Below are 12,872 nucleotides of genomic sequence, written 5' to 3'. Positions count from 1 at the left end.
CCGCGCTGCGGCGGCCCACCTCTCTCATTCTCTGGAGTTCCCCCGTCATGCAGAACGCACCTGTTCCTTCGTTGGTCGGGGAAGAGTACGAGGTCGAGGTCGGCCCGGTGGCGCACGGCGGCCACTGCATCGCCCGTACGGAGGCCGGCCGCGTCCTCTTCGTCCGGCACGCGCTGCCGGGCGAGCGGGTCGTCGCCCGTGTGACGGAGGGCGAGGAGACGTCCCGCTTCCTGCGCGCCGACGCGGTCACGGTCCTGGAGGCCTCGAAGGACCGCGTGGAGGCGCCCTGTCCCTTCGCGGGCCCGGGCAAGTGCGGCGGCTGCGACTGGCAGCACGCCAAGCCGGGCGCCCAGCGCCGCCTCAAGGGCGAGGTCATCGCCGAGCAGCTCCAGCGCCTGGCCGGGCTCACCCCCGAGGAGGCCGGCTGGGACGGCACCGTCATGCCGGCCGAGGGCGACAAGCTCCCGGCGGGCGAGGTCCCGCAGTGGCGGACGCGCGTCCAGTACGCCGTGGACACCGAGGGCCACGCGGGCCTGCGCAAGCACCGCTCGCACGAGGTCGAGGTGATCGACCACTGCATGATCGCGGCCGAGGGCGTCTCCGAGCTCGGCATCGAGAAGCGGACCTGGGAGGGCATGGCCTCGATCGAGGCGATCGCCGCCTCGGGCTCCGGCGACCGTCAGGTCGTCCTGACCCCGCGCCCCGGCGCGCGCCTCCCCCTGGTGGAACTGGACAAGCCGGTCTCGGTCCTCCGCGTCGACGAGAAGGACGGCGGCGTCCACCGCGTCCACGGCCGCCCGTTCGTCCGCGAGCGCGCCGACGACCGCACGTACCGCGTCGGCAACGGCGGCTTCTGGCAGGTCCACCCGAAGGCCGCGCAGACGCTGGTCCTCGCCGTGATGCAGGGCCTGATGCCCCGCAAGGGCGACACCGCTCTCGACCTCTACTGCGGCGTCGGCCTCTTCGCGGGCGCGATCGCCGACCGCGTGGGCGACCAGGGTGCGGTGCTCGGCATCGAGTCGGGCAAGCGCGCGGTCGAGGACGCCCGCCACAACCTCGAGGCCTACGACCGCGTCCGCATCGAACAGGGCAAGGTCGACCAGGTCCTCCCGCGCACCCGGATCACCGAGGTCGACCTCATCGTCCTGGACCCGCCCCGCGCGGGCGCCGGCAAGCAGACGGTCAAGCACCTCGCGAGCCTGGGGGCGCGAAGGATCGCCTACGTCGCCTGCGACCCGGCGGCCCTGGCCCGAGACATCGCGTACTTCAGGGAGGGCGGCTACCGGGTACGGACGTTGCGGGCGTTCGACCTGTTCCCGATGACGCACCACGTGGAGTGCGTGGCGATCCTCGAACCGGCAACAAAGGGCATCTGACCTGCGCTTTTCTGCTTCAAGGTCGTTCTCGACCTGTTTCCCGATGTACAACGGGTGGGGTGATCGGGGAGCGCGAAGGGCGTCGGGGCGACCGTCTTGCGAACGTTCTTGACGCTCAAATGACGCTCGCTTCGATGGCCCGCCGGGCTTGTGGACATCGGTGAGATCGGGGCCTGCAAGTCCACGGCTGGATTGGTCGTCGGCGTTCAGCCGAAGTCCCTCACTCGGGACGGCAAAGACGAGCCGACGCCGTCGTCTACCTCGTCGCGAAGCTCCTCCTTCATCAACGGGGCCGTGATCCCGGTCGTCGACGGCTGGGCGGCCGTCTGACATGTGGCTGCCCGCACGCGTGGGCGGGTGGGCAGGGCAGCGCTCGGAGCCCAGGCGAGTTGCCGAGCAGTCGCTGCTGCCTGTGGCGGACCAAAGTCTCCGACCCCGGTGCGTCGGCCACGGCGGCGGCCCGCACCGTCCTCACACGGGCCACGTGTTCGTTCCGCAACCGTGGTCGAGGGAACTGTGGACGGCGACGCTGCGTCTGTCGTGGGCATGAGTCAAGAGGCGAGTACGAGTCGGGACACGGGCGTGTTGCCTGTTCACTGCCAGGGCGAGGAATGCATCGCCGGTCGGCCCGCCGTGTGATCGTGCACCAGGCCGACCACCAGGGCGTTGGCGGGCAGTATCCCTCGTAGGGGGCTCCGGTCGACGAGCTCACCTCGTTCCGGCAGGTCCGGCGGAGACCGTAGGCTCTGAGCATGGTGGATATGCAGCGGGACAGGGCCGTACGAGGGCCGGGGCGCCCGCGCGAGGAGCGGGTCACCGGGGCGGTCCTGACCGCGGTCGTGGACCTGGCCACCGAGCAGGGGATCGGAGCGGTCACGATGGACGCCGTCGCGTCCCGCGCCGGGGTGAGCAAGCCGGCCATGTACCGGCGATGGCCCACCAAGCAGGATCTGATCATCGCTGCTGCCGAGACCCGTCTCGGCGTCCTGTCGGTACCTGATCTGGGCGACTTCCGCGCCGAGCTCCGCTTCGTCCTCACCGCTCGCCTGGAGGCGTATCGGCTGCCCGGTACCGACCGGCTGATCGCGGGCATGATCGGAGCGGCCGCCGAGACAGGCGCGACCCGGGGCCAGTACGCGGAGTACACCGAGCGGATCACGAGTGAGACGAGGCGCATCCTCGAGCGGGGGATCGCCCGCGGTGACGTGGACCCGGACACCGATGTCCGGGCCGCCGCCACGCTGGTGGCCGCACCGCTGCTCTTCCGGCTGATCGGTGAGCAGGAGATACCTGACGACGGTTTCGTGGAAGCGCTGGTCGATCTCGTCGCCCGCGCTGTCGGCCCGATCTGCTGACGGCGTCTGGCAGCGCTCTACGGCTCCACATATTTCATGGCGTCAGGTCTCTTGCTTCCCTGCACCCTCATAACGATACTCCTCGTAACGATTTTCGGCCTCGTTACGGAGGACTCTCATGGACAGCGCCGTCACCACCCCTGCTCCCGCGCTCGACAAGCCGCTGATGCACTACGGCAAGCGCACCCTCGACCGCATCGCGCCTGACGCGGCTCAGCCCGACTACCGGCTGCTGGACGTCTGCCCGCTCACCCCGCACATCGGCGCCGAGATCGAGGGCGTCGACCTTTCGCGCCCGATCGGCGAGGAGCTCGCGGCGGAGATCAGGCAGGCCTTGCTGGAGTGGAAGGTGCTCTTCTTCCGCGACCAGCACGCCTTCGACCCGCAGGCCCAGCTCGCGTTCTCCGCACTGTGGGGCGAGCCCGAGGAGAACCCCTTCTTCCCCAAGGGCGACACCGCTGTGGTCACCCGCCTGGCCAAGGACGCCATGCTCATGGGCACGGAGAACATCTGGCACAGCGACCACTCGTTCATGGCCGCGCCGGCACTCGGCTCCGTCCTGCGCGCCGTCGAGGTTCCGTCCGCCGGCGGCGACACCATGTGGGCGGACATGGCGGCCGCCTACGACAACCTCACCGAGTCCATGAAGGCCCGGATCGAGGGCCTCACCGCCGTGCACGACTGGGTGGTGAGCCACGGCGCGCTGATGACCGAGAGTCAGATCGCGGCACACCGTGAGAACCTGCCGGCCGTCGAGCACCCGGTGGTCGTCCGCCACCCGCGCACCGGCCGCAAGGTGCTCTACGTCAACGAGCCCTTCACCACCCGGATCGTCGGCCTGTCGGACGAGGAGAGCCGCGAACTGCTCGACGAGCTCGTCCTCCAGGCCCGGATCCCCGAGTACCAGGTGCGCTTCCGCTGGCAGCCGGGGTCCGTCGCGATCTGGGACAACATCGCCACCCAGCACTACGCGATCAACGACTACTTCCCGCAGCGCCGTGTCATGGAGCGCATCGCCATCGCCGGCGTCCCGCTCTCCTGATCGAGCTCCCGGCCCCCTCCTCCCTCCCCATCCAGTCTCCGCGGAGCCCTTGTGACCGACACCGACGTCGCTTCCGCTGTGCCCGCCGGCACCGCGCAGGCGCCGAGCAGAACGAGACGCCGCGCGTGGATCGTCACGGCGCTGCTCGTCGTCTTCATGATGATCAATTTCGCCGACAAGTCCGTGCTCGGTCTGGCGGCGGAGGAGATCCGACAGGACCTCGGCCTGTCCGCATCGGCCTTCGGACTCGCCAACAGCGCGTTCTTCCTGCTGTTCTCGATCTCCGGTGCCGCGGTGGGGCTGCTCGCCGACCGCGTACGGCCGAAGTGGCTGCTGCTGATCATGGCCGTTCTGTGGTCCGTCTCCCAGGCGCCACTGGCCGTCGGCGGAGGGCTGGCGGTGCTCATCGCCTCTCGTGTTCTCCTCGGCGCCGCCGAGGGGCCCGCCTACCCGGTCGCCCAGCAGACGACCCTGTCCTGGTTCCCCAACCACCGGCGCAACCTGCCCGGGGCGCTCATCGCCCTGGGGGTCACGCTGGGGGTCCTGGTCGCCGCTCCCGTACTGACGTGGTTGATCAGCCATCACGGCTGGCGCTCGGCCGTCGCCGCGGTGGCGCTGACCGGCGTGGTGTGGACGCTGCTGTGGATCCCCTTCGGAGGAGAAGGGCCCTACGCGACCACGTCGGACAACGACTCCCCGTCCGAGGCGGCCTCCGACGACGGGCCGGGGACGAACAAGGGGACCGAGGCCGAGACCGGCGCCGCGAGCGCGGGCCAGGCACAGCCCAAGATGCCGTACCGCCGGATCCTCGCGACCCGCACCTGGATCGGTGTCACGATCGGCTACTTCAGCACCTACTGGGTGATCGCCTTCGCCCTGGTGTGGCTCCCCTCCTACCTCCGTGACGGTCTTGGCTACTCATCGGCCGTGTCCACACAGCTGCTGATGCTGTTCTGGGGTCTGAGCGGAATCCTGGTGCTCGGACAGGCGGGCCTGACCGGATGGATGCTGCGCCGCGGAATCGCGAGCCGGTGGGCCCGCGGTGGGGTCGGCGGCGCCCTTCTGCTCATCGCCGGTGTCTCCTGTCTGGCCCTGCCCGTGGCCCCTGGCGGTGCCGTGACCGTCGTGCTGCTGGTCGGTGCATTCGGCCTCGCCGGAGCGATGGCCAGCATCGCTGCCACCACCATCATGGAGCTGGCTCCTGCCAATCGTCGCGGTGGCGCCCTGGGCATCATGAACGCCGTGGTGACCACCGCCGGTCTGATCGCCCCGACGCTGATCGGCAGCCTCGTGGACACCCATGGATCGGGGGGCTACGAGTACGCGGTCCTGATCACCGGCGCCTTGCTCCTGGTGGGCGGAATAGCCGCCGTCACGTTGATCAACCCCGACCGCGACGCCCGCCTGCTCTCCGTGTGACGACACGTACGGGCTTGCTCCTCGCACAACGCACGGGGCAGGCCCCACCCTTCCCGCCCTCGACCTTCCGCAAGGGACGACGTTGAACACCAGCGCCCTCGACACCTCCTTCCTCGACCGCACCGTGGCCGACGTACGCGGTAACGCCGAGTCCTGGTCCACCACCCCGATCACCGAACGCATCGCCCTCCTGGAGCGGTTGCAGCCGCGCGTCATCGCGCGTGCGGCCGAGATGGCCGCCGCGGGCTCCCGGGCGAAGGGGTACGAACCGGTCTCCCCCTGGGCGGCGGAAGACTGGATGGGCGGCCCCTGGGCCCTGGTCCAGAACGCCGCGGCGCTTCTGCACGTCCTGCGACGGATCGCAGCGGGCAGGGATCCGCTGGACGGCAGGGCGGTCCACGAGGAGAACGGCCGCACCCGCGTGGACGTCTTCCCCGCCACCGGCTGGGACACCCTGCTGCTCAACGGGTTCCGGGCGCAGGTGTGGATGCGCCCCGGCGTCACGGCGGAGCAGGCGCGGGCATGCGCCGCGGGCGAGTACCGGGGCAGGCAGGGAGACCCGGCCCTGGCCCTGGTACTCGGCGCCGGCAACGTCGCCGCCATCACCGCGCTGGACATCCTGCACAAGCTCTACGCCGAGGGCCAGGTCGTCATCGCCAAGATGAACCCGGTCAACGCCTACCTGCGACCCCATTTCGAGTACGTCTTCGCCGAGTTCGTCGAGCGGGGCTGGGTGCGCTTCGTCGACGGCGGCGCGGCCGAGGGCGCCTATCTCACCCGCCACGAAGGCGTCGACGCCATACATGTCACCGGCAGCGACCGCACCCACGACGCCATCGTCTGGGGCACCGGCGAGGACGCGGAACAACGCCGCCGTGACGACCTCCCGCTGATCGCCAAGCCCTTCAGCAGCGAACTGGGCGGCGTCAGTCCCTGCATCGTGGCGCCGGGCCCGTGGAGCGACGCCGACTTCCGCTTCCAGGCCGAGCACATCGTCACCAGCAAGATGAACAACTCCGGCCACAACTGCATCGCCAGCCAGATCCTGGTCCTGCCGCGCGACTGGGACGGCAGCGAACGGCTCCTCGACGAGATCCGGCGGGTACTGCGTGAGCTGCCCCCGCGCACCGACTACTACCCCGGCGCCGCAGGCCGTCTCGCCGCGGTACGCGAGGCTCATCCGCAGGCGGAGACGCACGGCGACGACTGCCGGCTGCTCGTCCCCGACATCACCGACCACCACGACGATGTCCTCATCACCGACGAGGTCTTCGGCAGCGCCCTGGGCGTCGTACGACTGCCCGGCGCGACCCCGGCAGAATTCCTGCGCCACGCCGTCGACTTCGCCAACGACACCCTGCCCGGCACCCTCGGCGCAACCCTGATCGTCCACCCGAGGACCGAGAAGGCCCACCGGGAGACGGTGCGCACCGCCATCGCCGATCTGCGCTACGGCACACTGGGCGTCAACTGCTGGTCAGGAGTCGGCTTCCTCCTCGGCTACACCCCCTGGGGCGCCTTCCCCGGCCACACCCGCCAGAACATCGGCAGCGGCATCGGCTTCGTGCACAACGCCTTCATGCTCGAAGACATCGAGAAGACCGTGCTGCGCGCTCCCTTCACCCCCGCGCCGCGCGGTCTGTTCACGGGCGACCCGTCCCTGTCCCCGCGCCCCCCGTACTTCGTCACCCACCGCACCTCGCTGACCACGGTGCAACGCCTCACTCGCTTCACCGCGGCGCCGAGCCTGACGAAGCTCCCCGCACTCTTCGCCGCCGCGCTGCGGGGCTGACCCCCGGCCCTCGGCCCCTCGTATCCGCCACGCCCGTGGCGCCCGCCGAAGCATCCCTACGGAGACCTCATGCTCAATCTCGCCTCCCTGCTGGAGAACAGCGCCCGCACAGTGCCCGACCGCACGGCGGTCGTGCTGGGCGTCCAACGCCTGACCTACGCCGAGCTGGACACGGCCGCCCGCCGCGTGGCCAACCTGCTGCACGCGCGCGGCATCGGCCCGGGCGACAAGGTCGCGGTGTCCTGCCCGAACCTCCCCTGGTTCCCGATCGTCTACTACGGCATCCTCAAAGCCGGCGCGGTCGTCGTCCCCCTCAACGTGCTGCTCAAGGGCCGTGAGATCGCCTACCACCTGGCGGACTCCGAGGCCAAGGCCTACTTCTGCTTCGAGGGCGGCCCGGATCTTCCGATGGGCCAGGAGGGCTGGTCCGGCTTCGGTGAGACGCCCGGATGCGACGCGTTCTTCCTGATGACCGCCGCCCCCACCGCGGACTCCCCGATCGCGGGCGCTGAGACCCTGACCGCGGCCCTGGCCGGCCAGAGCGCGGACTTCGAGACGGTGGCCACGGAGCCGGGTGACACGGCGGTCATCCTGTACACCTCCGGTACCACCGGCCGCCCCAAGGGCGCCGAGCTCACCCACTCCAACCTGATGCTCAATGTGCTGACCTGCCACAAGTTGCTCGGCGAGGTCGTGCACGACGTGCACTTGATCACCCTGCCGCTCTTCCACTCCTTCGGCCAGGTCGTGCAGATGAACGCCGGCCTCGCCTCGGGGGCGACGCTGGTACTGCTGCCACGCTTCGACGCCGCGTCCGCCCTGGTCCTGATGCAGCGGCATGCGGTCACGTTCTTCGCGGGCGTTCCCACGATGTACTGGGCCCTCCTCGAAGCGGAGGCACCCGAGGTGGACCTGTCGCAGATCGCCGGAAACCTGCGGATCGCCGTGTCGGGAGCCTCCGCACTGCCGGTCGAGATCCACCGCCGGTTCAGCGAGCGCTTCGGGGTCACCATCATGGAGGGGTACGGCCTCTCGGAGACCAGCCCGGCGGCCACCTTCGCCCCGCGCGGCGAGGAGGTGCGTCCGGGATCCATCGGGCGCCCCGTCTGGGGTGTCGAGGTGGACCTGGTCGACAAGGACTGGACACCGGTACAGGGCGCCGACGCGATCGGCGAGATCGTCATCCGCGGCCACAACATCATGAAGGGCTACTACAACCGGCCCGAGGCGACCGCCGAGGTGATGCGCAACGGCTGGTTCCGCACCGGCGACCTGGCCCGCCGTGACGCCGACGGATGGTTCTACATCGTCGACCGCGCCAAGGACATGATCATCCGCGGTGGCTTCAACGTGTACCCGCGGGAGATCGAGGAGGTACTGCTCACACACCCTGCCGTGAGCATGGTGGCCGTCATCGGCGTGCCGCACGACCGTCACGGCGAGGAGATCAAGGCATGCGTGGTCCGCGCCCCGGGATCGACGCTCACCGAGGAGGAGCTGATCGACTGGTGCAGGGACGAGATGGCGGGCTACAAGTACCCCCGCCTCGTGGAGTTCCGCAACGTCCTGCCGATGAATGCCACCGGCAAGATCCTCAAGCGCGAGCTGAGGGACCCGGAGGACCACACGATCGAAGCGGCTCGATAAGCACACGGGCAGCGTCCCCTGCGGTTCTTGCGTCCCCCGCGGTAGGTGTCCCAGGCCGGCTCGATCGACGGTGAGTGTCCGTACTCGGCCGCGGATGACAGTCGGGGCGTCCTGGGCCACCCGTCTTGCGGGGACGGAGACCGCAGTTTTGGCATCGTGGGGATCATGGGCAACTCCAGGGCGCATCCCATTCGGAAGCACATGTTCGGCGCAATCATTCGAATGCAGTCCCGGTAGGGGCAGAGGTGTGCGGATGTCCCTCATGCGCCATCACCCGGCTGCAGGACGCGGTCTGCAGCGGCCAGGGGTTTGGCCTTGCGCGTCGCAAGGCGGGTGTCTCCAGGCACCGATAGGGGGTCGGCGGCGCGGTCGGGACGCACCCGTCGGCCTGCCCCCACAGCGCTTCTGTTGCGCGAGTTGGACGGGTCGGTGCCATCCGGCCGGGCGGTGGCAGGGCGAGCCGATAGAGCCCGCTTGGGCGCCCGGCCGGTCACGGCAGTTCTTGCTCGGTCCAGATGGTCTTGCCTCGACGGCCGGGACGGGTGCCCCAGCGCTGGGTCATCTGCGCGATCAGGTAGAGGCCGCGGCCGCCCTCGTCGGTGTCCTCGGCGTGCCGCAGTTGCGGTGAGGTACTGCTGGTGTCGGAGACCTCGCAGATGAGGGACCGGTCGCGGATCAGGCGCAGCCCGATCGGGCCGTGGGAGTAGCGGATCGCTTTGGTGACCAACTCGCTGACGACCAGTGAGGTGGAGTATTCGAGGTCGTCCAGGCTCCAGGCGTTGAGTTGGCCGACGGTGAGTTTGCGATCCTGCGCCACGACCTCGGGCGCCGGGGGCAGTGTCCAGGAGGCGAGCCGGCCGGGGTCGAGGGCACGGGTTCTGGCGAGAAGGAGGACCGCGTCCTCCTGGCGGCTCTCCGGGGTCGAGAGGGCGAGCAGGGCGTCGCAGATGTGTTGCAGGGAGCTGCCGTCAGATGCCAGGGCGGTGCGGATGCGGTCCAGTCCCCCGCTCCGGTGGGGGAGCCGGTGGGGTCCAGGGCTGTGTTGTTGAGGACGATAAGGGTGCCTTCCGGCAGTTCCCGCTGGACGGTTCGGTAGGCGGGGCGGCCCTGTCCGAGGGGTGGTCCTTGGGGGATGTCGGCGAGTTGCACGGTGCCGTCGGGGGAGGCGAGGACCGGAGGCGGATGGCCCGCCCGGGCCATGCTGCACTGACGGGTCGCCGGGTCGTAGACCACGTACAGACAGGTGACGCCCACGGTTCGCCCGTCGGCGTCGTCATGCCGGGGCTGCTGGCTTCTGAGCCGGGTGACCAGTTCGTGCAGGCGCTCAAGGAGCTCGTCGGGCTGCAGGTCCAGAGCGGCAAGGGCTCCGATGGCGGCTCGGATTTCGCCCATGGCTGCCGCGGCACGAATTCCGCGGCCGGGGCTGTCGCCGGCGGCCAAGGCGATTCGGGCGCCGGACAGGGGGATCACGTCGAACCAGTCGCCGCTGGGGCTGGAGGGGTGGTATTGGTGCGCCGTCTCCACCGTAGTGTGCGCAGGTACTTCGGGTGGCCGCAGGCTGAGCTGGAGGAGCTGACCGGCGGAGTGTTCGCGGCTGTAGAGCCGGGCGTTGTCCAGACAGACCGCGGTACGTGCGGCCAGCTGGACAGCGAGTGCCAGGTCGTCGTCGCGCAGGACCAGGTCGAGAAGGTCCACCGTCACCGTGTCGGCCAGCTCCGGGACCGCGATGTCCGCCAGGTCCTGCGCCGTGCGGAAGAGATCCAGGGTGTGGCCGATACGGGCCGCTGCCCGATCCAGCAGGGCGAGTCGCTCCTGGGCCTGGTAACGGTCCGTGACATCGACGATCGCGCCCGCCACCCCCAGGGGACGCCCGTGCGGGCCCTCCAGCCGGTACCAAGACACCGATGCTGTGACCCGGGTAAACGGCTCATGCCTGGAACGTACCGTCACCACCACATCGCGAATCGGCCTGCCGGTGTCCAACACCCCGCGGACCACGTTCTCAATGGCGTCCGCCTCCGCGACGTCAAGACCCCGGAGCACGTCGATGAGCCTGCGGCCGAGGAACTCCTCAAGTGGGAACGCGCGAATATTCCGGGCTGCGGAGTTGTACCGGACCAACCGCAGCTCGGTGTCCAGGACATGCAGGCCGACCTGGGCTTCGGAGAACAGAGCCGCGAGGACAGCATCATCCGAGTCACGGTCGGTCCGACCCGACGTACTCGACGTGTCCTGCGGAGTGTTCACGGTGCCCGACCCGACCCGACCCGACCCGCTCGCGGACAGCACCTTGACCAGATCGTGGCCAGGCCGAACGAGATGGCTCCGGACCAGACAGGGCGGGGCATGACGAACCTCCATGAGGAGCCCCGAACATCAGCCTACCGGGGGCAGCGGACCGCGGCACGTGGGCCGAGGAGCTGCCAGCGCGCCGTTGACCTGGACCTGCACTTCTGGCGGCGCTGCTCGTCCCGGTCGAGCCGGACGTCCGCGGGGGTCTCATGTCGCCACTGCGGTGGACCGCCAAATCCAGTCGCAACCTCGACGGGACGGGACGGGACGAAGCGGCAGCGCGATGCGCCCGAGGCGGCGGGAGCTGTTGTCCTCCCGCCCGCCACCTTGCGCACCAGTCGTGACTAGCCGAGGGGGTTGGTCGTGTCCCGAAGGGTGGCCAGGGTCGGGGCGTGCATGCGGGACTTGATGGTGCCGAGGGCGGCGTCAGGCCGCCGTCGTCGGCTGCCGGGGCCCGGCTCAGCGGGCCTCGGGGACGGTGATCTGCTGCTTGAGGATCTTGCCGGTGGGCCCCTTCGGGAGAGCGTCCACCAGCCAGACCTCACGCGGGTGCTTATGTGCCGCCACCCGGTCGCGGACGAAGTCCCGCAGTTCCTCCGCGCTTGCCTCGGCAGCCGGTCGGCAGGGCCACCACCGCGGCTACCTCCTCGCCGAGCGTGGGGTTCGGAACGCCGATCACGGCGGCCTCGGCCACGGCGGGGTGCTCGTAGAGGACTTCCTCGATATCGCGGGGGTAGTTGTAGCCGCCGTGGATGATCAGGTCCTTCTTGCGGCCGACGAAAGGAGCGCTGCCTGTTCAGCGCAGCGCGGAGGCGAGGATGGCCGGTAGTTGGGCGAGGCCGGGGGCGGTGGTGAAGCGCGTGACGCGTTCGAGGGTGGTGCGACCGGTGCGGTTGGTGACGGGGTACGGCTGTCGCGGAAGGCGACGGGAAACCGTGAACAGACCGCGTGGGGCGGGCGCGAAGGGGGCGCGCACCACGGTCTTCTCGATGTCCACGAGCATGGCGGCGTGGCTGACGAATCCGATGCCGCTGCCGATCGCTTGCCGGGTGTGACCGGGTAGGCACCCAAGGGGGTAGCCGAGCGGTTGACGCCGGACCAGCAGTTACGCCGACGGGTGCCGTAGCGCAGGTCCGTGAGGGCCCGCCGCACGTGGGCCTTCTCGGTCCTCGGGTGGACGATGAGGGTCGCGCCGTGGGTGCCGGGCAGGGTGTCGTTGGCGAAGTCGGCGGCGTGGCCGGGGTGTCGCCGGGGAGGCGAGAGCGCGATCTGTCCACGCCGAGGTGGCCGCGACCGCGCACTCCGCCACCCGGCCGCGACGCCCCTCTGAGGCAAGCAGCGGAGAGGGGCGTCAGTACGCCCGGCCGGCGTAGGTCGGGGCCTGGCGGGTGCTCAGGCGGTGGGGAGGCCGCGTTCCTGGCGGCTCTGGGAGATGCGGTGTTGGGCGACGCCGCGGCCCTTGTCGGCGTCGCCGATGGCCGCGCCCAAGATGTTGGCCAGGCTCTGGATGCCGCCGAAGGAACCCCAGTGGCCCTCGGGGATCTCGAGCGGGAACACCCAGACCCGATCCTTGGCCTGCTCGTCGTTCGCACCCTCCGCGCGCACGATGGCGTCGGTGACCTCGGCAACGAGCTGCTGCTTCTTGGCTGCGCCGTTGAGCTGGCCCTCGGGAACCCCTGCTATGACCCGGTAGTGCGGCTTGTCGGGGGTGGCGCCGGCTACGAAGACCTCGGGGCGGTGCAGAAACGCCCAGGAGATCTGTCGGGCGAATGCGCTCGTAGGGTCTGCGCCCTCGGCGCGCAGCAGGATCGAGGTGAGTTCGTCCATCAGGGTGCGTTCGGCGTCCGGGGCGATCGCGCCGGCGGGGATGTAGACGTCGAGCATGGGCATGGGGATCTCCTTCATTGAGGGGTGCACCGGTGCGGTGCTGGGCGGGGTGTGGTGGTGGG

At 70.0% G+C, this 12,872-nt stretch carries 9 protein-coding genes and 2 pseudogenes; 6 read left to right on the top strand and 5 right to left on the bottom strand.

The features are described from left to right. Positions 1-47: 47 nt before the first annotated feature. The 6 genes from ACZ561_RS25300 (at position 48) to ACZ561_RS25275 (ending at position 8,631) form a co-directional block, all read left to right on the top strand. Positions 48-1,376 (top strand): class I SAM-dependent RNA methyltransferase, encoded by a 1,329-nt coding sequence (locus ACZ561_RS25300; protein ID WP_470999095.1) that lies wholly within the window; start codon positions 48-50, stop codon positions 1,374-1,376. Between the two features lie 752 nt (positions 1,377-2,128). Further along, entirely contained in the window at positions 2,129-2,731 is a 603-nt protein-coding gene (locus ACZ561_RS25295) for a TetR/AcrR family transcriptional regulator (RefSeq protein WP_470999093.1), read from the top strand. Positions 2,732-2,849: 118 nt separating this feature from the next. After that, complete coding sequence (locus tag ACZ561_RS25290; RefSeq protein WP_362810959.1) at positions 2,850-3,773, top strand: TauD/TfdA dioxygenase family protein; 924 nt, start codon at positions 2,850-2,852, stop codon at positions 3,771-3,773. A 51-nt stretch (positions 3,774-3,824) separates the two neighbouring features. Next, entirely contained in the window at positions 3,825-5,192 is a 1,368-nt protein-coding gene (locus tag ACZ561_RS25285; protein ID WP_470999091.1) for an MFS transporter, read from the top strand. An 82-nt stretch (positions 5,193-5,274) separates the two neighbouring features. Then, positions 5,275-6,984: an aldehyde dehydrogenase family protein gene (locus tag ACZ561_RS25280; protein WP_470999089.1), complete on the top strand. Its 1,710-nt coding sequence runs from the start codon at positions 5,275-5,277 to the stop codon at positions 6,982-6,984. Between the two features lie 69 nt (positions 6,985-7,053). Further along, a complete protein-coding gene (locus tag ACZ561_RS25275; RefSeq protein WP_470999087.1) occupies positions 7,054-8,631 on the top strand; it encodes a long-chain-fatty-acid--CoA ligase in 1,578 nt (525 codons plus the stop codon). A gap of 490 nt (positions 8,632-9,121) precedes the next feature. Here ACZ561_RS25275 and ACZ561_RS25270 read toward each other — a convergent pair whose 3' ends face one another. The 5 genes and pseudogenes from ACZ561_RS25270 to ACZ561_RS25250 form a co-directional block, all read right to left on the bottom strand. Then, positions 9,122-9,448: an ATP-binding protein gene (locus ACZ561_RS25270; RefSeq protein WP_470999085.1), complete on the bottom strand. Its 327-nt coding sequence runs from the start codon at positions 9,446-9,448 to the stop codon at positions 9,122-9,124. Positions 9,449-9,738: 290 nt separating this feature from the next. After that, positions 9,739-10,992: pseudogene (locus ACZ561_RS25265) on the bottom strand (PP2C family protein-serine/threonine phosphatase); the annotation flags it as partial. Between the two features lie 390 nt (positions 10,993-11,382). Next, a pseudogene (locus ACZ561_RS25260) lies at positions 11,383-11,701 on the bottom strand (AMP-binding enzyme); the annotation flags it as partial. An 18-nt stretch (positions 11,702-11,719) separates the two neighbouring features. Further along, positions 11,720-11,926, bottom strand: a complete 207-nt coding sequence (locus ACZ561_RS25255; RefSeq protein WP_470999083.1) for a hypothetical protein — start codon at positions 11,924-11,926, stop codon at positions 11,720-11,722. A gap of 389 nt (positions 11,927-12,315) precedes the next feature. Further along, the gene (locus tag ACZ561_RS25250; RefSeq protein WP_362810944.1) at positions 12,316-12,813 is read right to left on the bottom strand and encodes a tautomerase family protein; all 498 of its coding nucleotides are present in this window, start codon (positions 12,811-12,813) and stop codon (positions 12,316-12,318) included. Between the last annotated feature and the right edge of the window lie 59 nt (positions 12,814-12,872).

Source organism: Streptomyces sp. NPDC039609 (assembly GCF_055596705.1).
Note: the sequence above shows the minus strand (reverse complement) of the source record. Positions and strands in the feature narration are given on the sequence as shown.